This window comes from Janthinobacterium sp. LS2A, from assembly GCF_036543145.1.
GTDB classification, from domain to species: domain Bacteria; phylum Pseudomonadota; class Gammaproteobacteria; order Burkholderiales; family Burkholderiaceae_D; genus Janthinobacterium; species Janthinobacterium aestuarii.
The window spans coordinates 259,709-283,633 of record NZ_JAZHPB010000001.1 but is presented as its reverse complement, the minus strand read 5'-3'; the positions used below and the strand labels follow the sequence as shown (position 1 = coordinate 283,633).

Annotated in this window: 20 protein-coding genes; 13 read left to right on the top strand and 7 right to left on the bottom strand. The window is 61.6% G+C overall.

What is annotated here, in order from left to right:
- The first annotated feature begins 68 nt into the window (after window positions 1-68).
- Window positions 69-1,028 carry an IS1595 family transposase gene (locus V3C40_RS01345; RefSeq protein ID WP_331776263.1) on the top strand — a complete coding sequence of 320 codons (960 nt, stop codon included), beginning with the start codon at window positions 69-71 and terminating at the stop codon, window positions 1,026-1,028.
- A gap of 160 nt (window positions 1,029-1,188) precedes the next feature.
- On the opposite strand, the gene V3C40_RS01340 is transcribed toward V3C40_RS01345, so the two are convergent.
- Together V3C40_RS01340 and alaC are read right to left on the bottom strand one after the other, a co-directional pair.
- Window positions 1,189-1,992, bottom strand: a complete 804-nt coding sequence (locus V3C40_RS01340) for an alpha/beta fold hydrolase (protein WP_331776262.1) — start codon at window positions 1,990-1,992, stop codon at window positions 1,189-1,191.
- Window positions 1,993-2,354: 362 nt separating this feature from the next.
- A complete protein-coding gene (gene alaC, locus V3C40_RS01335; RefSeq protein WP_331776261.1) occupies window positions 2,355-3,572 on the bottom strand; it encodes an alanine transaminase in 1,218 nt (405 codons plus the stop codon).
- 310 nt (window positions 3,573-3,882) lie between these two features.
- Here alaC and V3C40_RS01330 point away from each other — a divergent pair, with 310 nt between their 5' ends.
- Window positions 3,883-4,566, top strand: coding sequence for a pentapeptide repeat-containing protein (locus tag V3C40_RS01330; RefSeq protein WP_442907205.1), 684 nt, complete (start codon window positions 3,883-3,885; stop codon window positions 4,564-4,566).
- A gap of 163 nt (window positions 4,567-4,729) precedes the next feature.
- Here V3C40_RS01330 and V3C40_RS01325 read toward each other — a convergent pair whose 3' ends face one another.
- A complete protein-coding gene (locus V3C40_RS01325; protein WP_331776260.1) occupies window positions 4,730-5,944 on the bottom strand; it encodes an MFS transporter in 1,215 nt (404 codons plus the stop codon).
- Window positions 5,945-6,063: 119 nt separating this feature from the next.
- On the opposite strand from V3C40_RS01325, the gene V3C40_RS01320 reads away from it, so the two are divergent.
- Window positions 6,064-6,990 carry a LysR family transcriptional regulator gene (locus V3C40_RS01320; RefSeq protein WP_331776259.1) on the top strand — a complete coding sequence of 309 codons (927 nt, stop codon included), beginning with the start codon at window positions 6,064-6,066 and terminating at the stop codon, window positions 6,988-6,990.
- A 166-nt stretch (window positions 6,991-7,156) separates the two neighbouring features.
- Here V3C40_RS01320 and V3C40_RS01315 read toward each other — a convergent pair whose 3' ends face one another.
- Window positions 7,157-9,427 carry a carboxy terminal-processing peptidase gene (locus V3C40_RS01315; protein WP_034755182.1) on the bottom strand — a complete coding sequence of 757 codons (2,271 nt, stop codon included), beginning with the start codon at window positions 9,425-9,427 and terminating at the stop codon, window positions 7,157-7,159.
- 521 nt (window positions 9,428-9,948) lie between these two features.
- On the opposite strand from V3C40_RS01315, the gene V3C40_RS01310 reads away from it, so the two are divergent.
- Window positions 9,949-11,919: a methyl-accepting chemotaxis protein gene (locus V3C40_RS01310; protein WP_331776258.1), complete on the top strand. Its 1,971-nt coding sequence runs from the start codon at window positions 9,949-9,951 to the stop codon at window positions 11,917-11,919.
- 51 nt (window positions 11,920-11,970) lie between these two features.
- Window positions 11,971-12,243, top strand: a complete 273-nt coding sequence (locus V3C40_RS01305; protein WP_034755175.1) for a putative signal transducing protein — start codon at window positions 11,971-11,973, stop codon at window positions 12,241-12,243.
- Window positions 12,244-12,369: 126 nt separating this feature from the next.
- Here V3C40_RS01305 and V3C40_RS01300 read toward each other — a convergent pair whose 3' ends face one another.
- Complete coding sequence (locus V3C40_RS01300; protein ID WP_072453233.1) at window positions 12,370-12,918, bottom strand: thymidine kinase; 549 nt, start codon at window positions 12,916-12,918, stop codon at window positions 12,370-12,372.
- A gap of 294 nt (window positions 12,919-13,212) precedes the next feature.
- On the opposite strand from V3C40_RS01300, the gene V3C40_RS01295 reads away from it, so the two are divergent.
- Together V3C40_RS01295 and V3C40_RS01290 are read left to right on the top strand one after the other, a co-directional pair.
- On the top strand, window positions 13,213-14,604 hold the full coding sequence (locus V3C40_RS01295; protein WP_442907204.1) for a pyridoxal-phosphate dependent enzyme: 1,392 nt from the start codon (window positions 13,213-13,215) through the stop codon (window positions 14,602-14,604).
- The gene (locus tag V3C40_RS01290; protein ID WP_331776257.1) at window positions 14,601-15,782 is read left to right on the top strand and encodes a trans-sulfuration enzyme family protein; all 1,182 of its coding nucleotides are present in this window, start codon (window positions 14,601-14,603) and stop codon (window positions 15,780-15,782) included. Before V3C40_RS01295 ends, V3C40_RS01290 begins: the two co-directional genes overlap by 4 nt.
- Before the next feature lie 224 nt (window positions 15,783-16,006).
- Here V3C40_RS01290 and V3C40_RS01285 read toward each other — a convergent pair whose 3' ends face one another.
- Window positions 16,007-18,214 (bottom strand): penicillin acylase family protein, encoded by a 2,208-nt coding sequence (locus V3C40_RS01285; protein WP_331776256.1) that lies wholly within the window; start codon window positions 18,212-18,214, stop codon window positions 16,007-16,009.
- Between the two features lie 15 nt (window positions 18,215-18,229).
- A complete protein-coding gene (locus tag V3C40_RS01280) occupies window positions 18,230-19,066 on the bottom strand; it encodes a hypothetical protein (RefSeq protein ID WP_331776255.1) in 837 nt (278 codons plus the stop codon).
- 255 nt (window positions 19,067-19,321) lie between these two features.
- Here V3C40_RS01280 and V3C40_RS01275 point away from each other — a divergent pair, with 255 nt between their 5' ends.
- The 6 genes from V3C40_RS01275 (at window position 19,322) to V3C40_RS01250 (ending at window position 23,830) form a co-directional block, all read left to right on the top strand.
- On the top strand, window positions 19,322-20,014 hold the full coding sequence (locus tag V3C40_RS01275; RefSeq protein ID WP_331776254.1) for a hypothetical protein: 693 nt from the start codon (window positions 19,322-19,324) through the stop codon (window positions 20,012-20,014).
- A gap of 97 nt (window positions 20,015-20,111) precedes the next feature.
- Window positions 20,112-20,558, top strand: coding sequence for a DUF2939 domain-containing protein (locus tag V3C40_RS01270; RefSeq protein WP_331776253.1), 447 nt, complete (start codon window positions 20,112-20,114; stop codon window positions 20,556-20,558).
- Window positions 20,559-20,685: 127 nt separating this feature from the next.
- Entirely contained in the window at window positions 20,686-21,186 is a 501-nt protein-coding gene (locus V3C40_RS01265) for a DUF2939 domain-containing protein (protein WP_331776252.1), read from the top strand.
- Window positions 21,187-21,237: 51 nt separating this feature from the next.
- Window positions 21,238-21,450 carry a hypothetical protein gene (locus V3C40_RS01260; RefSeq protein WP_034755154.1) on the top strand — a complete coding sequence of 71 codons (213 nt, stop codon included), beginning with the start codon at window positions 21,238-21,240 and terminating at the stop codon, window positions 21,448-21,450.
- Complete coding sequence (locus V3C40_RS01255; RefSeq protein ID WP_331776251.1) at window positions 21,450-21,839, top strand: nuclear transport factor 2 family protein; 390 nt, start codon at window positions 21,450-21,452, stop codon at window positions 21,837-21,839. Before V3C40_RS01260 ends, V3C40_RS01255 begins: the two co-directional genes overlap by 1 nt.
- A gap of 266 nt (window positions 21,840-22,105) precedes the next feature.
- Entirely contained in the window at window positions 22,106-23,830 is a 1,725-nt protein-coding gene (locus V3C40_RS01250) for a methyl-accepting chemotaxis protein (RefSeq protein ID WP_331776250.1), read from the top strand.
- Window positions 23,831-23,925 lie beyond the last annotated feature (95 nt).

Here is a 23,925-nt window from a genome sequence, read left to right as displayed (position 1 = left end):
GGAAATGCCGGAATCTTCCCTTGCTTGTGCTGTCTGACTCTGCATACTCACCACGCAGGGAGCAGATCATGCAGCCAGCCGAATGGATCAGTTTTATCGCGCAGTTTGCGCAGTTGAACCGGCGCCAGCGGCAGGCAGGCATTGCCCTGCTGCGTGGCAACTCTCCACACGACGCGACCGTCGCGCTGCTGGAAAGTGTGGCCCAGCCGCGATTGGCCTGTCCCGCCTGCCACTCGGCGCACTTGCACCGGCATGGCCATGCGCACGGCCTGCAGCGCTACCGTTGCGTGCCGTGCGGCCGTACCTTCAATGCTTTGACGGGCACGCCGCTGGCCCGCTTGCGCCACAAGGCGCTGTGGCTCGATTATGCCGATTGCCTGCTCGACTCATCTTCGGTGCGCCAGGCTGCCAGCCAATTGGGTGTGCACCGCAACACCACGTTTCGCTGGCGTCACCGGTTTTTGTCGTTGGCAAAGACGGATCGGCCGCATGGCATCGCCGAGGCCGACGAGTTATATCTGCTGGAATCGGAAAAGGGATCGCGGCAGATGACGCGTCCGGCGCGCCGCCGGGGCTGCCATGCCCACAAACGCGGCATTTCCAATGAGCAGGTCTGCATCCTGGTGGCGCGTGACCGCACGGGCCAGACCCTGGACTTCATCACGGGCAAAGGGGCGCTGACCAAGGCGCAGTTGCGTCATTGCCTGTTACCTGTCATCGACAAGGACGTGCTGCTGGTCACCGATGGCCATGCCGCCTACCGGGCTTTTTCCCGGGAAGCGGGTATCAGCCACCAGGCCGTCAACTTGCGCGCCGGCATCCGCGTGCAGGGCGCCGCCCACGTGCAGAACGTCAATGCGTATCACAGCCGTTTGCGGCAATGGCTGGGTCCGTTTCACGGCGTGGCGACGCGCTACCTGCCAAATTATCTGGGGTGGCGCTGGATACTCGATGCCAGGCGCATCCGCTCGCCAGAAACGTTATTGAGAGCAACGCTGGGAGGATTCCCACATCTGACGGTGACATAGCCGCAAAAAAAAGCCCGCTGCGGGAGCGGGCTGAATCTAATTCCTGTGAGGAAGTAGAGGAGACAGATGCATCTTGACGCATTGCGGCATATCACGCCAATCATGTGTTGTGATGAGCAAGATAAGCCCCATCAATATCTTGGCGTGATGCCCTGGTTGCTTACTTGACGCTGCCAGCCGCTTCTTCGATCAGCTTGGCCACTTCCGCCGGATGCGAGCTCATCACCACGTGGGAAGCGCCGTCGATCACGACGGTTTTCTTCGCGTTGGCACGCTTGGCCATGAAGGCCAGCGCTTCTGCGGGAATATTCTTGTCTGCCTTGCCGTAGACAAACCAGGACGGGATACTCTTCCAGCCTGGCGCAGGCGAAGCTTCGTTCAGCGCCGCATCCGTGATCGGACGCTGGCCGACCGCCATCAGGCGCGCCTTGGCCGCCGGCAAATCGGCGGCGAACTGGTCGTGGAACTTGGCCTGCTCGATAAACAGGTCGTTACTGCCATCGGCCAGCGGTACGGGCTTGGCCAAGGCCGTACCCAAGGTGCCGCCCGGATATTTGCCCGACAGGCCAGCGGCCGTCTCGCCGGCATCGGGCGCAAAAGCCGCCACGTAGACCAGCGCCTTGACGTTGCCGCCTGCCTGGGCAGCCGCGCTGATCACCGAACCGCCGTAGGAGTGCCCCACCAGCACGACGGAGCCAGGCACGCTGTTGACGACGCGGGCCACGGAATCGGCGTCACTCTTGACGCTGCGCAGATGATTGGCCGCGCCGATGACGGTGTAGCCGTCTTTTGCCAGGATGGCGGCGACGCCGTCCCAGCTCGATGCATCGGCAAACGCGCCATGGACCAGGACGATGGTGGGCTTGACGGCGCCCGCCGCCGAAGCCGGGCTGGCAGGAACGACGCTGGCGAACAAGGTACCCACGACGGCGGCAATGGACAATGGCTTGATGAATGAGGTCATGATGATTCCCGATATTATTGGAGAGTGGTGACGAGCTGCGCGCATCGGCAGGCGAGTCGAAATACTAGCACTCAACAATGTCATTTTTGCAGCTTTTGCGGCGACCTGATCTTCTTGCAGGGGCAAGGCCTGGCCCTATGATCTGGCGGCGGGCCGCTGGTGTTGCCGGCGGTGGACAGCGGCGATGGGGACGCGCAAAAAAAAGCCCGCTGCGGGAGCGGGCTGAATCTATTTCCTTGGAGGAGATAGAGGAGACAGAGGAATGATGCCGCGTCGCAGCATATAAAACCACTTTATATTCGTGATGTCAGAAATACGCGATAGTGATATTAGGGGCAACGAAGCATTCCACACGGCAACTTTTATGCTGCCGCTTCCGTTTTCCCGTCGCCGGAACGCAACATATTCTTGATGCCCCGCAGCGCCTGCCGCACGCGCGCCTCGTTTTCGATCAGGGCGAAGCGCACGTATTCATCGCCATATTCGCCGAAACCGATGCCGGGCGACACACTGACCTTGGCTTTTTGCAGCAGCAGCTTGGCAAATTCCAGCGAGCCCAGGTGGCGGTAGGCTTCCGGGATATGCGCCCAGATGTACATCGACGCCTTCGGTTTTTCCACCATCCAGTCCGCTTCATGCAAGCCTTTCACCAGCACGTCGCGGCGGCGCTGGTATTGCGCGCAGATGTCCGTCACGCAGCTTTGGTCGCCTTCCAGCGCGGCAATGGCCGCCACTTGCACGGGCGTGAAACTGCCGTAGTCGTGGTAACTCTTGATGCGCGCCAGGGCCGCCACCAGTTCCGCATTGCCCACCATGAAACCGATGCGCCAGCCCGCCATGTTGTAGCTTTTCGACATGGTGAAAAACTCGACGGCCACGTCGCGCGCACCGGGCACTTGCATGATGGACGGCGCCTTCCAGCCATCAAAAGTGATGTCGGCATACGCCAGGTCATGCACCACCAGAATATTGTGCTGCTTCGCCAGCGCGACGACTCTTTCAAAAAATTCCAGCTCCACGCATTGCGCCGTGGGGTTGGATGGAAAACCCAGCACCATCATCTTCGGTTTCGGGTAGCTTTCGCGGATCGCCCGCTCCAGTTCGGCAAAGAAATCCACGCCCGGGCCCATGCGCACGGAGCGGATATCGGCGCCCGCGATCACGGCGCCCCAGATGTGGATCGGGTAGCTGGGGTTCGGCACCAGCACCGTGTCGCCACGGTCGAGTGTCGCCAGCATCAAGTGGGCCAGGCCCTCTTTCGAGCCGATGGTGACGATGGCTTCGCTGTCCGGGTCGATGTCGACCTCATAGCGCTTCTTGTACCAGTGTGCAATGGCGCGGCGCAAGCGGGGGATGCCTTTTGACGCGGAATAGCCGTGCGTGTCTGGGCGTTTCACCGTCTCGACCAGCTTGTCCACGATGTGGGCCGGCGTGGCGCCATCGGGATTGCCCATCGACATGTCGATGATGTCCTCGCCACGGCGGCGCGCGGCCATCTTGAGTTCGGCGGTGATATTGAAAACGTAGGGGGGAAGGCGATTGATGCGCGAAAAGCTGCGCGGAGCTTGGCTGTCGGTCATGGTATCTCTATACGTAAGCGCCCGGATCCGTCCGAGCGACGTTGGCACAATGCGTGTGCCTGCAACGATACTAACCCGGCTTCGCAAGAACTGGCAAGTGTGTAGTCAAGCCGTTACAATGCAGGCTGATCGAAAATGAGCGCACCGGTTGGTAACCCGGTAAGTGCCCGGCACAGTCCGGCATGCTCCCGCCCACGCGGACCCACGGCGCTGACCCTTGGCTGTACCACCAGCCGGGGAGGTGTTCTGGTTCGTGCATTTTTCCCGCCGCGCCATCCCTCCCCTGTTTTTTACTTTAGGAATTAGACGGATGGCAACACACGACACCGCAGTAACTGGCATGACCCTGGACCGCGCCGGCATCGAGCAACAGCTGGCCTTGCCGGTACGCCACTTCATCGATTGCGTGTTCGACGGCGAAGACCTGTCGCGCCTCGATTTGCAAGGCTGCACTTTCGAGCGCTGCACCTTTGCCGACACCAGCTTGTTCGCCAGCAAGCTGGCACGCAGCACCTGGCGCCGCTGCCGCGCCGGCAGCGCCGATTTCGAATCCGTCGACGCCGTCGACGCCAGTTTCGAAGGCTGCGACCTGAACAACACGAAATGGCGGCGCGCCAAGCTGGCCTCGGCCACCTATCGCGGCTGCAAGCTGACGGGCGCGTCTTTCGAGGAAGTGGCCCACCTGGGTCTCACCTTCGAAGACAGCCTGCTGGTGGGCGCCGACTTGCGCGGCTTCTCGTTCCGCAAGGCGATCTTAAAACAGCTGGATTTTTCCGATGCCTACCTGGCCGGCTGCGACTTTCGCGAAGCCGTCTTCGAAGGCGGCAGCCTGCGCAATGCCACCATCAAACTGGCGAAGTTCCAGGGCGCGGACTTGCGCGGCGCCGATATCGACGGTTTCAAATTGAGCGAAGCGGCGCTGCTGAAAGGCGCCGTCATCACGCATGCGCAGGCGGCGAACTTCATGCGCGCGCTCGATCTGGTGGTGATTTGATCTGAACAGGCAAAAAAAAGCCCGCTACGGAAGCGGGCTGAATCTATTTCCTTGGAGGAGATAGAGGAGACAAGTGCATCTTGCGGCATTGCGGCATATCACGCCACTTTATCTTTATGATGATAGAAATACTCATCAGTGATAATGAGGCCCCATCAGGGTTTCAAGCCGTGCGGCGCGTGGCCTGCGGTAAAAATTCGCCCAGCCACACCAGCAAGGCCAGGCCTGGAAACGCCATGCCAGTCAGCAAGGTTGCCTGCCAGCCGTAGCTTGCATATACCCAGGCGCCGATGGCCGAGCCCGCCGCGCCACCGGCGAAGAACAGCGCGAAATACAGGCCGTTCAGGCGGCCCCGCACTTCCGCACCCAGGCTGAAGATGGCGCGCTGACCCAGCACCAGATTGGCCGCCACGCCCATGTCGAGCACGATGGAAGCGACCACCAGCAGCCCCAGCGCTACATGTTTCGATTCAGGCGCAAACATCGGCAAGGCAAACGCGACGATGCCCAGCGCCAGCGCAACGGCCGTGGCCGGCAAGGTGTGGCCCGCATCGGCCAGGCGGCCGGCGATGGGCGAAGCGACGGCGCCAGCCATGCCCACCAGGGCAAAGATGGCGATGCCCGTTTGCGACAGGCCGAACGCGGGGCTGGACAGCACCAGCGGCGTGACGGTCCAGAACAGGCTGAAAGCGCCAAACAGGCCCGCGTGATAGGCGGCGCGGCGGCGCAGCACGGGCGTGCCCAGCAGCAGATGCCATAGCGAAGCCATCAGGGCGGGATATTTCATGCTCGACACGGGCTGGCGCACGGGCAAGGCGCGGCGCAGGACTAGCGCCAGCAGTACCATCAGCACGGCGGCACCGCCAAACACCACGTGCCAGCTCGCGTGCGCAGCCACCAGCGAGGCCACGGGGCGGGCCAACATGATGCCCAGCAATAAGCCGCTGACCACCTTGCCCACCGTCTGGCCGCGCGTCGCTTCCTGCGACAGGTGGGCGGCAAACGGCACGATCACTTGCGCCGCCACGGAACCGAGCCCGATGGCCAGCGCGGCGGCCAGGAACACGATGGCGCCCGTCGAGAGAGCCGCCGCCACGAGAGCCGTGGCCGTCACCAGCAAGGCGGTGACGATCAGGCGGCGGTTTTCCAGCAAGTCACCCAAAGGCACGACAAACAGCAGGCCCAGGGTATAGCCGACTTGCGTCAGGGTGACGATGAGACCGGCGGCCTTGGCCGACAGGCCCGTCGAGGCGCTGATGGGCCCGACGAGGGTTTGCGCGTAGTACAGATTGGCCACGATCAGGCCGGAAGCGATGGCCAGCAGCAGCACCATGGCGGGTGAAATGTCGTGGGGAGCAGACGGTGAGGCCTTGTTCATGTTGTTTCCTCGGTTCGGTAGAGATGTTGCCATTCTAGGCAAAACTGTGGCAAAGATAATTAGGGCATAATCTACTCATACTTTTCACATAAGATGAACAATCAAACGGAAACTATCCCATGGACAAGATCAAGGCCATGCAAACCTTCGTGCGCATCGTCGAGGCCAACAGTTTTTCCAAGGCGGCCGAAACATTGAATTTACCGCGCGCCGCGCTGACGGCCACCCTGCAAAAGCTGGAAGCCTATCTGGGCACGCAATTGCTGCAGCGAACCACGCGCCGCCTGTCGCTGACACCGGAAGGGGCCGAGTACTTTCGCCACTGCATCGACATCCTGAAAGCCGTCGATACGGCGGAACTGGCGTTTCGTGGTCCCGACGCGAAAAAACCGCGCGGCTTGCTGCGTATCAACCTGCCCAATACCGTGGGCCGGCGCCTGATCATTCCCCATATCGCGCAATTCCATGCCGCGTATCCCGACGTGCAATTGCAGCTGAGCCTGACGGACCGCCTGGTTGACCTGACGCAGGAAGGCATCGATTGCGCCTTGCGCGTGGGCACCTTGCAAGATTCCGCCTTCATCGGCAAGCAGGTCGGCCTGATGCGCTTCGCCACGTGCGCCGCGCCCGCCTACCTGGCGCGGCACGGCACGCCGCACACCCTGGCCGACCTGGCAGAGCACCGGGGCATCATGCATTATTCGGGCCGCACGGGACGCGCCTTCGACTGGGATTTCCAACAAGGCAAGGAAGTGGTGCGCGTGCAGATGGCCGGCCCCATCGCCGTCAACGACGCGGATGCGAGCGTCGATTGCGCACTGCAAGGGCTGGGTGTGGCGCAGGCGGCCATGTACCAGGTGCGCCAGCACCTCGACAGCGGCGCGCTGGTGGCCGTGCTGCCCGACTGCCCGCCGACGCCGATGCCGATGTCACTGCTGACGCCGCAAGGCCGCCTGGCCACGCCCAAGCTGCAGGCGTTCGCCGGCTGGATCACGGCCCTGCTGGCCGCCCACCCCGACGTACAACTGCCCACGCACAAAATCTGAGACAAAAAAAAGCCCGCTACAAGGAGCGGGCTGAATCTATTTTCTTGGAGGAGAATAGAGGAGACAAGTGAATTATGCTGCATCGCGGCATATCAAACCAATTGATTGTTAGAATGATAGAAATACGCGAAACAGATAACTCTCCCCTCCCCTTGCTCCACGCTCCTTACTTCGCTGTCGCCGCCACCGGCGTCGCCTTCACATCCGCGGCGTACGGCAAGACCTTGGACGCCAGACGGGTGTCGGCCTTGATCAGCGCCACTTCGTCGGCCAGGATGCGCGCCGCTTCGTTCAGCAGCACGTCCTTGGCACTCTTGGCGGCCGTTTCGGCATCCAGCTCGGCACTCAGCGCACGTTCGTCGCCCTGCAGGCCATCGTCGGTGCGCAAGGCGCCCTTCACGGCCGCGATCTGCTTGGCCGTCTTGTTAGCCGCTTTCGCGCCCTTCAGCACGTCCTTCGGATCGGGAATTACCACGAGGTCGTCGGCAGGATTCGAAATCTGCGCGATCAGGCGTTTTTCACGGGCCTTGGCGCGCGCTTCCTGGGCATCGCGCTCCTTGCGGCGCACGGTTTCATTGAGCGAAATCTGGTTTTCCTTGCGCTGCTTGACGACGAGGGCGATGTCATCGAGCAAGTACTGGAAATCCTTATCCTTGGCCACGCGCGCTTCATGCTTCTTGTCCAGCAGCGGCACGATATCCTTCAGGTCGCCCGTCGGCATGTACGGCGCCGGCTTGATGGCCACCCATGGCAGGGCATTGTCATAGCTCGATTCGCCGAAGTTTTCCGTGTCCGACATGGCTGGCAGCTTGATGTCGGGGGTGACGCCGCGCAACTGCGTGGTGCCGCCGTTGATGCGGAAGAATTGGGCGATGGTCATTTTCAGCTCGCCGAAACGGGCTTTCTCGCTGCCGCCGAAGCGGTCGAGGTTGAACAAGGTCTGTACCGTACCCTTGCCGAAGCTGCCTTCGCCGATGATGACGCCACGGCCGTAATCCTGCACGGCGGCGGCGAAAATTTCAGACGCCGAGGCCGAGCCGCGGTTGATCAGCACGCCCATCGGGCCATCCCAGGCCAGGCCGGTATTGGTGTCGCTTTCCACGTCGACCTTGCCTTCGGCATTGCGTTGCATCACGACAGGGCCCTTGTCGATGAACAGGCCCGTCAGTTCGACGGCTTCGTTCAGCGAACCGCCGCCATTGTTGCGCAAGTCGATGAGGACGTTGTCCACCTTGTCCTTCTTCAACTCGGCCAGCAAACGGCTGACGTCGCGCGTGGCGCTCTTGAAATCCTTGTCGCCACGGCGGCGCGCTTCGAAGTCCTGGTAGAAGGTCGGCAGCGCAATGACGCCGATACGGCGCTTGACGCCGTTGTCGCGCACTTCGATGATCGATTTCTTCGCCGCCTGCTCTTCCATGCTGATTTTCTTGCGCACCAGCGGCACGATCACGTGCTTGGCGTCGGGGCCGGCGTCGGCCGGCAGGATGTCGAGGCGCACGACGGAATCCTTGGCGCCGCGGATTAATTGGACCACGTCATCGATGCGCATGCCCAGCACTTCGGTGATGGGGCCGCTTTCGCCCTGCCCCACGCCGACGATGCGGTCGCCGACTTTCAGCTTGCCCGACAAGCCGGCCGGGCTGCCAGGCACGACTTCGCGCACGACCGTGTATTCGTCGCGCGTCTGCAGCACGGCGCCGATGCCTTCGAGCGACAGCCGCATGGCGATGTCGAAGTTATCGGAAGCGCGCGGACCCAGGTAATTGGTATGCGGTTCGATCGACATGGCGTAGGCGTTCATGAAAATCTGGAACACGTCTTCGCTGTTGAGCTTGCGCGCACGGGTCGTGTAGCTTTCATAGCGCTTGTCCAGCGTTTCACGGATGGCCTTGTCTTCCTTGCCTGCCAGCTTCAAACGCAGCCAGTCGTTCTTGACGCGTTTGCGCCACAGGTCGCGCACTTCCTCGTCATTCTTCGGCCAGGCGGCTTTTTCGCGGTCGATCTGGTAGCTCTCGTCGGCGGCAAAGTCGAACTTGGTTTTCAGCAATTCACGCGCATACGCCATGCGCTCGTCGAAACGCTGCTGGTACAAGTTATAGATAGCAAACGGCGACGTCAGGTCTTCATTGATGATGGCGTCGTCGAGCTTGGTGCGCAGCGGGGCGAAACGGTCGATATCGGCCTGCACGAAAAACAGTTTTTCCGCGTCCAGGGACTTGAAATAGCGGTCGAAGATTTTCTCCGACATGGCGTCGTCGAGCGGCATGGCCTTGTAATGGACGCGCGTCAATACGCGCGATGCCCACAAGGCGGCCTGCGTTTGCTGGGCCAGCGGCTTCATGGGTAGCGGAGGAGCGGCGCTCTTGTCCGTCTGGGCTGCGCCAGCGTTGGCTGACAGGGCAAGCACCAGGGTGACCAGCATCATTTGCTTCTTCATCGGCTTCTCCGAAAATTAGTTGAATCAATTCCAGGCGGCGCAGCTATTCATGCGCCAGCCAGCAAGACAGTAAGGGGAATACACGACTGGTCTGCATATTATTCTACAGGATACGGCCTGGCAGTCTCCCAAGGAATATCAGTTTCTTCCCGGAAGCTTAAACGCGGATTAAGGATGGCGTCTCATTCATTACAAAGTGAAACATTCGTGACAAAAATTGCATCACCACTCAGCGGCGAAGAGCAAAACGCTTCATTGGAATCAAAAAAAGTCAATGGACTGTTTTTGCGATCCTTGACGTGGATGATGTTTTTACGCGAAAAATTAATTCCTGCGGGAAACACTTAGTAACAAAACGCAAGCAACATGCTATCATCGCGCCCTGAAATCGAGCTTGCCCGTGCGCGGCTCCCACAGCCGGCGCGCCTCCGTTTCAGCAGTATCCCCACCAGATCCCCTCCCCGCGTGTCATGTCATGACCAGGAATGGCCGAGCTGATTACCCTTTGCCAGACTCAAACTATGCCTACAATTTCGTTCTCCCCCCGCCACTGGAGTGTCGGCGGCAAGATTACCGTGTTCACGTTTGCCCTCGTCAGCCTGATCCTCGCCAGCCTGACGACCTTGATCAGCATCCGCACCTCGACTGCCCTGGAACAGCGCGCCGAAGCGGCCGTCACCAGCGAACTCAATAGCGTCATGACGACCACGCAAGTATTCCATACGGCCATGGTCAACGAGGCGGCCAGCTTTGCCCGCCTGTTCGCGGCCGAATTTCCCGGCCCGTTCACGGTCGACGCGGGCGCCATGGTGGCCGTCGCTGGCAAGGCCACGCCCGCGCTGGCCAACGGCGGCAAGGTGCTCAACCTCGACACGGCCCTGGTCGACCGCTACACGGCCCAGACAGGCGTGATCGCCACCATTTTTGCCGCCAATGGCGATGAATTCGTGCGCATCAGCACCTCGCTGAAAAAGCAGGATGGCGAACGGGCCGTCGGCACCCAGCTCGACCACAACCACCCCAGCTATGCACCGCTGCGCGCGGGCCAGCGCTTTGTCGGCATGGCCACCTTGTTCGGCAAGCAATACATCACGCAATACGATCCCGTGCGCGATGCGGGCGGCAAGGTGGTGGGCGTGCTGTTCATCGGCCTCGATATCAGCAAGAATCTGGCCATGCTGAAAGAGAAGATTCGCCAGGTCAAGATCGGCCAGACGGGCTACATCTATATCGTCGACACGGCCCCCGGCGCCAACTACGGCCACCTGGTGCTGCACCCGAACAGCGAAGGCAAGAGCGCGCTCGACTTCAAGGCCAGCGACGGGCGCCTGTTCATCCAGGACATGCTGGCGCAAAAAGACGGCGCCATGCGCTACACGTGGACGGCGCCCGGCGAAACGGCTGCCAGCGCGCGCGAAAAGCAGCTGTACTACCGTCAATTCAAGGATTGGCAATGGATCATCGCGGGCGGCACCTTCACGGACGAGATCACGGCGGAAGCGCGCCAGATGCGCAACCAGCTGGCCGTTTCCGGCTTCATCGCCCTGCTCGTCTTCGCCCTGCTGCTGTACTGGCTCGTGCGCACCCTCGTGTCGCGCCCGCTGGCCGCCGCCGAAACGGCCGCCGCGCAAATCGCCGCCGGCGACCTGACGGTGCACCTCGATACGACCAGCCTGGATGAAATCGGCCGCCTGCTGCTGGCCATGAACCGCATCAGCGACAACCTGTCGCAAGTGGTCGGCAACGTGCGCGGCAGCGCCGGGCAAATCGCCACGGCGTCCGGTGAAATCGCCAGCGGCAATCTGGATCTGTCGAGCCGCACGGAGCAGCAAGCCAGTTCGCTGGAAGAAACGGCCGCCTCGATGGAGGAACTGAGCTCCACCGTGCGCCAGAACGTCGATCACGCGCAGCAGGCAAGCAGGCTGGCGCACGACTCGTCCAGCCTGGCTGCAACAGGCGGCGCGGCCGTGGCGCAGGTGGCCAGCACCATGGACGCCATCCGCAGCTCGTCAAGCAAGATCGCCGACATCATCGGCGTCATCGACGGCATCGCCTTCCAGACGAATATCCTGGCCTTGAACGCGGCCGTGGAAGCGGCCAGGGCCGGCGAGCAGGGACGCGGCTTTGCCGTCGTCGCCACCGAGGTGCGCACTCTGGCGCAGCGCTCGACGGCAGCGGCGAAAGACATCAAGGACCTGATCCAGGCGTCGGCCAGCACGGTGGACCTGGGCCACGCCCAAGTGAGCCAGGCCAGCGCCACCATGGACACCGTCGTGGCCAGCGTGCAGCAAGTGAGCACCATCATGGCCGAAATCGCGCAGGCCAGCGAAGAGCAGCGCAGCGGCATCGAGCAAGTCAACCAGGCCATCGCCCAGATGGACCAGGTGACCCAGCAGAACGCGGCCCTCGTGGAAGAAGCGGCCGCGGCCGCCGACGCCTTGCAGGAGCAGGCGCAGGAGCTGAACCAGGTGGTGAGCGTGTTCAAGCTGTAAGTGCAATCCGGGTGCTAAGATGGGGAAGAATCCACCTCCCTAGGAGAGACCATGCACGACGACTATGTTTTGATTGCCCGGCTGATGATCCCCACGGATGCGCACGTCATCCGCGGCTGCCTGGCAGCGGCCGGCATCGACGTACTGCTGACGGACGACCAGCACATGCAGGCCGACATGCTGCTGGCGGCCGCCATCGGCGGCGCCCGCGTGATGGTGCGCGAACACGACGTGGCGCGCGCCAATGACATCCTGGCAGCCTTCGAGCGGGGCGACCTGGCGCTGTCGGATGATGCCGATGTAGGCGCGCCCGTCGCCGACTAAGAACACCTATCAAAACCTACTGCGCGTCGTAATTTGCGGTCTGCGATGCTCACTGTACCTTCGTACAGTTGCGCTTCTCAACCACAACTTCCTTCCGCTCGCTACGGTTTTGCTAGGCGTTGTAAATCAGGCATAGAAACAGCGCCCGCACGCCTGGCGGTAACTCTCGTTGCCGCCTATGCTGATCTGCTCGCCTTCCTTGATGCGGCGGCCCTGCTCATCCACGCGGATGTTCATCGTGGCCTTCTTGCCGCAAGTACAAATATTCTTCAATTCCTCGATATCGTCGGCCAGCGCCAGCAGATAGGCCGAGCCGGGGAACGGTTCGCCCTTGAAATCCGTGCGCAAGCCGTAGCAGATGACGGGCACGCCCTTCACTTGCGCCAGCTGGTGCAGCTGCTGCACCTGGGCCGTGCTGAGAAATTGCGCCTCATCCACCAGCAAACAGGCGACCTGGGGAATATCGTCGAGGAAATTCGTGTCGGCATGGAAGATATCGACCTGGCGCTGCGGGCCCAGGCGCGAGGTGACCCGGCCCACGCCGTAGCGGCTGTCGATGGCGGCCGTGTACAGGCGCACCTGCTGGCCCTGCTCTTCATAGTTGTGCGCGACCTGCAACAAGGCCGTCGACTTGCCCGCGTTCATCGCGGAATACCGGAAATAAAGTTTTGCCACTGCCGCCTGCCCTGTCTGTCTGATTATTCTGGATACTGTTCAGCATCTTTTCGAGGCGTGATTATAAATCGCAATGGCGCGCTTGCGGCAGCTTAATAGTCGCGCCATTGGCGCGGCAAGCGGGCAAAAAACGGCGCATACTCGCATCGCGAACCTTGCCGCCGATATGCGAAGCGCGCATATGCAAGCATATAAACATTCGTTCGCCGCACTCGTCCGCCCGCCTACACTGCGCGGCACGGAAGGCGGCTCGGGACACAATCCGGAGCCGTTGTTTCTCTGACAGGAGCCACCATGAATGATCGAATGCCATCCCCATCCCAGCCGCCAGCGCTATACAAGCTGATCGGCAATACCCCGCTGGTCGAAGTGACCAGGCTCGACACGGGCCTGTGCCAGCTGTTCCTGAAACTGGAATCGCAAAACCCCGGCGGTTCCATCAAGGACCGCATCGGACTGTCCATCATCGAGGCGGCCGAAGCGGACGGCCGCTTGCAGCCGGGCGGCGCCATCGTCGAGGCGACGGCCGGCAACACGGGCATCGGCCTGGCGCTGGTGGGCCGCATCAAGGGCTACCGCGTGATTCTCGTCGTACCCGACAAGATGTCGACGGAAAAAGTGCTGCACCTGAAAGCCCTGGGCGCGGAAGTGCACACCACGCGCTCGGACGTGGGCAAGGGCCATCCCGAGTACTACCAGGATTACGCGGCGCGCCTGGCGCGCGAACTGCCGGGCGCCTTCTTCGCCGACCAGTTCAACAATCCCGCCAATCCGCTGGCCCACGAAACGACGACGGCGCCCGAAATCTGGGAGCAAAGCGGCCATGACGTCGACGCCATCGTCGTCGGCGTCGGTTCGTCCGGCACCCTGACGGGACTGACCCGCTACTTCCGCAAGGCGCAGCCCAAGCTGGAATTCGTGCTGGCCGATCCGCAAGGCTCCATCCTCACCGAATACATCGACACGGGCAAAGTGGCCGACACGAGCGGCTCGTGGGCCGTCGAAGGCATCGGCGAAGATTTCATCCCGGCTATCGCCGACATGGACAGCGTGACGAAGGCCTACACCATCACGGACCAGGAAAGCTTTGATTCCGCGCGCGCCCTGCTGCGCGCCGAAGGCATTTTAGGTGGCTCGTCCACCGGCACGCTGCTGGCCGCCGCCCTCAAATACTGCCGCGAGCAGACGACGCCGAAGCGCGTCGTCACCTTTGTCTGCGACACGGGGACGCGCTACCTGTCGAAGGTCTACAACGATGGCTGGATGCGCGACCAGGGCTTGCTGCAGCGCGCCGTGTCCGGCGACTTGCGCGACCTGATCGGACGCCGCTACGACGAGGGCGACGTCGTCAGCGTGGCCCCGGGCGACACCCTGCTCACGGCCTTCAACCGCATGCGCGCCAGCGACCTGGCGCAGCTGCCCGTCATCGACGGCGGAAAACTGGCCGGCATCATCGACGAATCGGACTTGCTGCTGCACGTCTCCGGCGACGCCGCCCATTTCGCCTCGCTGGTGGGCGCCACCATGACGACTCAAATCGAAACCCTGGCGCCGTCAAGCGGCTTGCCCGCCCTGCGCGCCACCCTGGACCGGGGCTTGACGGCCGTCGTTGCCGACGATGCCGCCTTCTATGGCCTGATCACCCGCTTCGACCTTCTCAACCACTTACGCAGGACACTATCTTGAGCCAGGAAACCACCCGCAAGAGCCGCCTCGCCACGCGCGTCATCCACGCCGGCCAGTCGCCCGACCCGTCGACGGGCGCCATCATGCCGCCCATTTACGCCACCTCCACCTTCGTACAGGACAGCCCCGGCGTGCACAAGGGCCTCGACTATGGCCGCTCGCACAATCCCACGCGCTGGGCGCTCGAGCGCTGCGTGGCCGACCTGGAAGGCGGCAGCGCCGCGTTCGCGTTCGCCTCGGGCCTGGCCGCCATTTCGTCCGTGCTGGAATTGCTCGATGCAGGCAGCCATATCGTCGCCGGCGACGATATGTACGGCGGCACCTACCGTTTATTCGAGCGCGTGCGCCGCCGCTCGGCCGGTCACGAATTTAACTATGCCGACCTGACCAATCCCGAGAATCTGCTGGCCGCGCTGCGCCCGGATACGAAGATGGTGTGGGTGGAAACGCCGACGAATCCCATGCTGAAACTGGCCGACTTGCGGGCGATCGCCGACATCTGCCGCGCACGGGGCATCATCGCCGTGGCCGACAACACGTTTGCCAGCCCGCTGGTGCAGCGCCCTTTGGAACACGGCTTCGACATCGTCGTCCATTCGACCACCAAGTATTTGAACGGCCACTCGGACATCATCGGCGGCATCGCCATCGTCGGCGCGGAAGAACGCCAGGCGGATTGGCGCGAACAGCTGGGCTTTTTGCAAAACTCGGTGGGCGCGATTGCCGGCCCGTTCGACAGTTTTTTAGCGTTGCGCGGCGTGAAAACCCTGGCTATCCGCATGCAGCGCCATTGCGAAAGCGCCCTGGCCCTGGCGCAGTGGCTGGAACAGCAGAAGGAAGTGCGCAAAGTGTTTTATCCGGGGCTGGCCTCGCACCCGCAGCACGCGCTGGCGCAGCGCCAGATGGACGGTTTCGGCGGCATCATCTCGATCGACCTGGACACGGATTTGGCCGGTGCGCGGCGCTTCCTCGAGCGCTGCGAGGTATTCGCCCTGGCCGAAAGCCTGGGCGGCGTGGAAAGCCTGATCGAGCACCCCGCCCTGATGACGCATGCCAGCATCCCGGCCGAACAACGGGCAAGGCTGGGCATCGGCGATGGCTTGATCCGGCTGTCGGTGGGGATCGAGGATATCGAGGATTTGCGGCATGATCTGCGCACGGCGCTGGATGCGATTTGAGGGGGTGATTGTCGGATTACGCTGCGCTAATCCGACCTACGGCTACGAACTTGATGCGTTTTAATGCGGTGCTTGTCGGATTACGCTGCGCTAATCCGACCTACGAACTTGATGCGATTTAATGCGGCGATTGTCGGATTACGCTACGCTAATCCGACCTACAGTATGCCGTGGCAGGTAGGTCGGATTAGCCCGCGAGGGCGTAATCCGACACCTCACCAACTTCACTCCCCCGGCCGGTACCTGCGCTCCAGGTGCTTCGCCACGTCTTCGGGATAAAACAGCACCTCCTTGAATTCGCCCCGCGCATACATGGCCGCCTGGTCCTTGAAATGCGGCGATGTCGGGTCGCCGCTCTGGCCACCGGCAAGGATGCTTTTCGCCTTGATGCGCGGGCCGAATTCCACGGCCGCGACAAAGCTGTTGCCACGCTCGCCGTAAATCCTGCGCGTGGTGCTCTTGCTGCTCTGTCCATACGCGGCCAGCGCACCCCAGTTGCCCGACGCGTAAGGCACAGGCAAGCTCGGTTGCGCATCGTCGAAGGGCTGCACCACGTCGCCCGTCAGGCGCTGGAAGCGGTTGATTTCGCCCCATGGCGTTTGCCAGTTGCCGAAATCGCGCTGCAGTTTATCGGCCGCCGTCGCCATGGCAGCCAGCCGTTGCGCCGCCGTGACCTTCTCCGTCGCCAGAAAATCGACCACGGGTACGCCCTGCTCGCGCGCCTGTTTCCCTGCCAGCTCGGCCAGCTCCTGGCCCCAGAAAACGGCCAGCGAGGTGGCGGTGGACGTCAGCGAATAGCGCCAGTCCCAGGCGCGAAGCAAGGCCACCTTGTCGGCCAGCGCCAGCTGTTGCGCGTCACCGGCCGGCAACGCATCGTACGCCGCGAACAGCGGCGGCAGCAGCGCTTCGAACGCCGTCAGTTCGCTGTCGTACGAGGCGGCGATCAGGCTGTCGAGGGTAAAACCTGTTTTATTCTGGAAAACCTTGACGGCATGCAGGCCGCGCGCGTTTTCGCCATACACGGACATGTAGGCGGGATAATCCTGCTGGCGCGGGCTGTTGGCGCCGGCCGCCGAATACGGCCAGTTGTTCGTGTTCTGTATCCAGCCATTCTTCGGGTTGAACAGGGTGATGGTTTGCGCCACCGTGTGCAGCCCTTTCCATTCCGTGGCCAGGTCGCTGCCGTCGATGGGCTGCTTCCAGTTGAAGCGCGGGTCGCGCACGGGGATGAAATTGCCATGAAAGTAGGCGATATTGCCATCCGCATCCGCGTACACGGTATTGTTCGACGAATTCGTGCGCAATTCCATGGTCTGGTAGAACGCGGCGTAATCGCGCGCCTTGGTGCGCGTGTACGACTGCGTCAGCGCCTTCAACGGTTCGTTCATCAGGCGCACGGCCACCCATTTACCATCCAGCGCGCGCACGATGGGGCCGTGATGGCTGTAGTAGACGGTGATGGTTTTCGAGCCCATGCCGCCGTTCGCCAGTTTATATGGCAAGGTAATCGGCACGGATTTCAAGGCGCGCAGGCCGCCGTCATAGCGGTAGAACCAGGCGCCATCCTTGTCGACGATGCTTTCCAGGTATTCGTCGATGACGTCGCCGCCACCCGAGGTATGCATCCAGCCGAGGCGGTCGTTAAAACCCTGGTAGACGAAGAACTGACCCCAGGTAACGGCGCCATATGCATTCAAGCCTTCGCCGCTGGTGACTTGCACTTCGGGACGGAAGTAGAACGAGGTGTGCGGGTTGATCATCAAGAGCGCATGGCCATTTTTCGTGATCGCGGGCGCGATGGCGAAACCGTTCGAGCCGCTCGGTTCAGGCTCCAATCCAGTTTCCACGCTGGCCAGCGCCACGGTGGCGGGCCTGGCCTGCTGACCATAAAACGCTTCGAACTGCGCCAGGTTGATCGATTCGATATCGCCGCCGATGCTGCCCTCGCTGAAACTCAAGGCCATCCACGGCTCAAAATGCGCGATCAGTCTGGGTTTGACGTGCGGATGCGTGGCCAGGTAAAAATTCAATCCATCGGCAAACGCATCCATCAACTTGCGCAGCCACGGCGGGCTGGCGCGGTACTGCGCCTGCAGCTCAAGCGGGTCGATGAAGAGCTTCATGCGCAGGTCGCGGTACAGCTCCCGTTCGCCCTCCACTTCCGCCAGCCGCCCCATGGCGTTGATGTAATTGAGTTCCACGCGCGGGAAATCGTCCTCGGCCTGCGCATACATCAGGCCAAAGACGGCATCCGCATCCGTCTTGCCCGTCACATGGGGCACGCCCCACGTGTCGCGCGCGATACTGACATGGGCGGCCTGCACCTGCCACCGGGCCACGTCAGTGACAGAAACGGCGGGCGCGGCCAGCACGGGAGGAGCGGCGACGGCGCCGCAGGCGATGGCGGCAAACAAGGCACGGCGAGCTGGCATTCACTACTCCAATAATCAGGATGCGTCGATGAGAGTTGCAATCCGCTGGTTGAGTTCCACATTTTCCGCCTGCAGCTGCGCCACCTTCTGTTTCAGGCTGGCGATCTCGCCGCGCAGGCGCTCCGCTTCGGACGGAGCCTGGGCCGCGTTGTCCGCCCAAGGCTCATTGCCCGTCTCCGGCGTATCCTGAGATACATGCACCTTCGGCTCGCGCGGCGTGCGCGTGGCAGCGCGCTGTTCGCGGATTTCCTTGGCCGCCTGGCGCAGCAGTTTTTTACCACCGGCGACGGCTGCCACCTGTTCTTCCGGCGGCAGGGATGCCACGGTGGCCGCCGCATTGATGGAGATCGTGCCCGAACGGACGGCTTCCACCAGTTCCGGCGACGCCGCTTTCTGGATCTTCTCGATCTGGCTGATCTGGTTGCTGCTCAACCGCGCCGCTTTGGCCACTTCTTCGCGCGTGCTCATGGGGGGCTTGGGCGCGTTTTCGCCGTCGGGCGCATCCTGGGCGCTGACGGGGGCCGGGCTGCGCGCGGCGACGATTTCCTTCTTGCGCAGGGCCAGCACGCCGCGCTGGAAGTCCGACACGCTGCGGCGCGCCAAATGATTGTCGATCATCCACAGCATGACGTCGTCGAGCGAGCTAAAGCTGGTGTTCTGGATGGTCTTGAATTCGATGCCGTGCTGGCGGCAGATGGCGTAGCGGTTATGCCCGTCGATCAGCACGTCGTTCCACAGCACCAGCGCATCGCGGCAGCCTTCGGCCAGCAGGCTGCGCTCAAGCGCCGCGTACTCGCTGGCGGTGAGCGGGTCGATATACGACTGCAGCACCTGATTGATAGTGATATTCATGGTTGTCCTCAATATTGCGGCGCGATGGTCCGCGCCGGCACGAATGCTACACCATCTTGCGGCATGCAAGCCCTGCCTAAAAATTTGCAAGAAGAGATAACTCGTCCTTTCTTTAACAGGCAACTGAACTTATCATCTGGAAATATTTAGATAACATGCGCTCCAGGCTATTCAACTCCCCCGCGCAATGCGCAGGAAATACAGCGGATGAAAGCATGCTCATTGCATGACGGCCTTTAACACTCAAGGAAATCAATGAAAAAGTTAAGCAGTGTACTGATCTTATCGCTGGCTCTCAGCGCCTGTGCCACCATGGAAGTGCGCGAAACAAGCCGTACGACTCAACGGATTGGTCACGCCCCACAGTTAAACGTGATTTCGAAAGTCACGGCCGGGGAAGCGCTGCTGTCCACATTCCAGTACACCAGCAAGTCCGGCTATCAAGTCTACGATGGGCGTGCCATGTCGATCGGCGGTGGGCGCGTGGCGGTTATCCAAGGCGACTTCCTGTATCGCGCCGATGTCGAAGGCAAGCCAGCTTACTGCACCGAACGTGGGGTGTTTAATATGCTGCTGCCAGGAATGACCAAAAATGCCTGTTTTGCTGACCGCGATAATGATGGCCTACTGGATCAAGTCATGGTGGCAAGCGACCTGAGCTGGTGGCATGAAGACATTACGCCAGGTATCAAGTTCGGTCAGGGCATAGAAACGGCGCCCATCGACAGATCAATCAACTCGCAACTGCTATACCAAGGCTACAGTAACAAGACCTTGCGCATCGCTTACCGGGAATACCTTGGCGACTTGGCGCGTCCTTCATTTTCGCAAGACTTATCGTATGACATCACCAGCTTTCCTACTGAAATCACCTTCAGGAAGATCAAAATGCAGATACGGAATGCCGATAATCATGGCCTGGAATATCAGATCATCGGCGGCTACTAATCCATCCATTCGACAGACAGCCTGAGGGCGAAGCAAGCCGGGGGACTACACATGCCTCCTGTCGCAAAAAAGCCGGAGCACCGCCAAAATCCATCACATGAAAAGAAAGTACGCCACCGCGATCATTTTTGGCGTTGCCGCCATCGGCTTCACCTGGGTCAGCCCTTACATCGCCATGTACCGCATCAGCATCGCGGCAAAATCCGTGCGCCTGGAAACCCTGACGCAGCAGGCTGACCTGCCCGCCGTGCGCGCCAGCGTGGCGCGCCAGTTGCGGGCGGCCGGCGAGACGGCCAATGAAGACGATTTCAAGGAAATGCTCGACACCATCGTCTCGCCGCCCGGCATTACGGTATTGATCTTGCACGGCAAGCAGGGAGCGGACGGCAAGCGCCACGACTTCGGCATGGCGTACCGCTCGTGGAATGAAGTGGTGCTGCGGCGCAGCGGCGCCGGCCCCGCCGCCAGCCAGTTCCTGCTGCGCCGCCATGGCATTTGGGACTGGAAACTGGCGGACATTACCTTGCCGCCGGAATTACTCTGACGAAACTTGATCTAAAACAACACTTACCTAAACCGCCATATTGATTTTGGGAAATATTATGTAGAATGCCAACACTTCAGGCGCACCGGGTCGCCAGGGATCCGAGAGATCGCAGATGAAAAGATTGATGTTTCTCGCTGTAGCGGTACTGGTCTCGCTGGCCGGCGTCTTCTATGGCAGCCCGTATTTCACCATGGACAAGATCCGCGCGGCCACCATGGACGAGGATAGCCAGGCCCTGGCTGCACAGATCGACCTGCCACAGCTGCGCGGCAGTCTCGGGCAGCAACTGCATGCCCTGTTCTCGGCGCCGGAAGTGGCCGACGACATCAGTCCCGACGTCATCGATCCCTTGCTCGACACCATGCTGATGCCCGAAGGCATCGTCGCCTTGATGAAGCTCAATGACCGCTACGAAAAGCCACTCGCCAAGGTCAGCGACATCAGCGGCCGCAAGCGCAACACCAAGCCCGACTACAAACTGCGCTACACCTCCTGGAACAGCGTCATGGTGCAGCGCGCCCACAGCAAAAGCCATATCGGCGAATTGACCCTGATGCGCGATGGCCTGTGGAGCTGGAAACTCACGTCGGTGGCGCTGCCCAAGAATCTGCTGGCCGACGCTTAAAACGGCCGCGCACTGCTATCATCTGCCCAACCACATTTCTTTGGAGGCAGCATGTCAGACCTGGTACAACACGCCCTGACCCACGCAGGCAAACCGGCCACCACGCCCTGGGTGGTGACCTTGATCAACGGTGAAAAACTCACCGGCCCCATTTCCCCGCTCAGCGACGGCTGCTACGCCATCGGCCTGGGACAAATCAAGTATTTTTCCAGCGACAAGGTCGCCTGCCTGAATGTATCGGGCGCCGGCGCGTTTCCCATCTAATGACGGGGCCGGAGGGGCCGGACGCCGCGGATCTGGCGGCACATCTGCAGGCGCTGGAAGCGGCGCTGCAAAGCCAGGCCGTGCGCGCCGACAGCGCCAGGCTGGCGGCATTGCTGGCCGACGAGTTCATCGAATTCGGCAGCTCGGGCACGCTGTGGACGCGCGCGGCGACCCTGGCGGACTTGCCGGCGGAGGACTTTTGCCTGCGCAGCATCAGCGATTTTCAGGCCCGCTTGCTGGCCAACGATGTAGCCTTCGTGACCTACCGCTCGCAGCGCCACGCCGGGGGCGCCCTGCCCGCCGGCGCCAGCTTGCGCAGTTCGCTGTGGAAGTGGCGCGATGGCCGCTGGCAAATGACCTTTCACCAAGGTACGCCGATACCTGTCTGAACAAGTATCCCATGTCGAAAAGTTGTTTTTTGACACGCAAAATCTGATTGATTTAATGAATTTTTTGTGTAACAATGAATTTAATAAATAAAACAAATAAATTATCTAAATCGGTTTTTTGAATTAATTCGATCCTCGCACCACGAATCCGTGTTCTGGATAGAAAAGCACTGCGTAAGGCATGACCCGCTGCCAGGCAAGTGCCTGCCACCCGTCACACGCAAGCCCCCTTTCTAATCGTCACCACGTATTTTGGGAGAGACATCATGGATAAATTCACCGTACGCACCCAGCTCACTCTGGCTTTCGGCCTGCTGGTCTTTTTCCTCATCGGCATCTCGATCCTGTCCGTGCGGAGTTTTTCCACCTTCAACGCCGGCTTTGACCAGTATGTCAACGGCATCACGGCCCGCGCCAATACGGCGCACCGCGTGCGTGACGCGATCGACATGCGTGCCGTGGCGGCCAGGAACCTGGTGCTCGTCACCAAACCGGAAGACCTGGAAATCGAACGCAAGCAGGTCTTGCAGGCGCATGCCGATGTCGTCAAGAACATGCAGCAGCTGCTGCAACTGGCACAGCAGCCGGAAGTATCGGACGAGGTGCGCGCCATCATCAGCAAGATCGACAGCATCGAAAAACGCTATGCTCCCGTGGCGCTAGGCATCGTCGACCTGGCGCTGCAAAAGAAAACCGAACAAGCCATCGTCAAGATGAACGAGGAATGCCGCCCGCTGCTGGCCGCCCTCGTCGCCGCCAGCGATGAATATTTCGCCCTGACGGACAGGCACTCCGCCGTCATCCTGCAGGAAGACAAGGAGCACTACATTCTCAACAGGAATATCCTCATCGGCGCCAGCTTGCTGTCCATCGTGCTGGCGGGCCTGGCTGGCTGGCTCATCACGCGTAGCCTGCTCAAGGCGCTGGGCGCAGAACCGAAACAGCTGTGCGACGCCGTCAGCCTGCTTGCCGCTGGCGATCTGACTGGCAAACTCAGTGTTGCACCGACCGATAGCGTCAGCGTGCTGTCGGCGCTGCAGCGCATGCAGGAGTCGCTGACTTCGGTAGTGTCTTCCGTGCGCCAGGATTCCGACACGGTCTCATTGGCCGCCGAGGAAATCTCCACCGGCAATAGCGACCTGTCGCTGCGCACGGAACAGCAAGCCAGTTCACTGGAAGAAACCGCGTCTTCGATGGAAGAACTCACGAGCACCGTGCGCAAGAATGCGGAAAATGCCCGCGAAGCCAATGTGCTGGCCACGACGGCATCGGAGGTCGCCAGCAAGGGTGGCGCCGTGGTGGGCCAAGTGATGGGCACCATGGACCTGATCAGCGAGTCGTCGCGCAAGATTGTCGACATCATCAGCGTCATCGACGGCATCGCCTTCCAGACCAATATCCTGGCCCTGAATGCAGCAGTGGAAGCGGCGCGTGCCGGCGAACAGGGCCGCGGCTTCGCCGTCGTGGCCACTGAGGTGCGCGGCCTGGCGCAGCGCAGCGCCAGCGCGGCCAAGGAAATCAAGGCGCTGATCGATGATTCCGTGAGCCGCGTCGATGCGGGCTCCAGGCTGGCAGCGCAAGCGGGCACGACGATGTCCGAGGTGGTTGCCAGCGTCGCCCGCGTCAGCAACATCATCGCGGAAATCACGGTGGCCAGCCAGGAACAGTCCACCGGCATCGAGCAGATCAACCAAGCTGTCGCCCAGATGGATAGCGTCACGCAGCAAAACGCGGCCCTGGTGGAAGAAGCGGCGGCGGCGGCCGAATCGCTGCGCGACCAGGCCAGCCACCTGGTGCAAACCGTGAGCATCTTCAAGACGCACGACAGCCATGTAGCGGTGGCGGCACCCACGCCAGCGCGCGCCAGCCGCAAGCCGCTGCGCCTGGTACCGGCGCCTGCCAGCAGCCCCGTCAAGCGCCAGGCCACACCGGCAAAACACCGTTCGGTACAAGCGGAAGCCGTGACGGCCGGCGATTGGGAAGAGTTTTAATTGACCAGACCGGGCATGCGGTCACGCGTGCCCCACGTCACACGCACAGGGAGATAGCCGCAGGCGTCGCCTTCCTGTCGCGCAGCAACAACAAG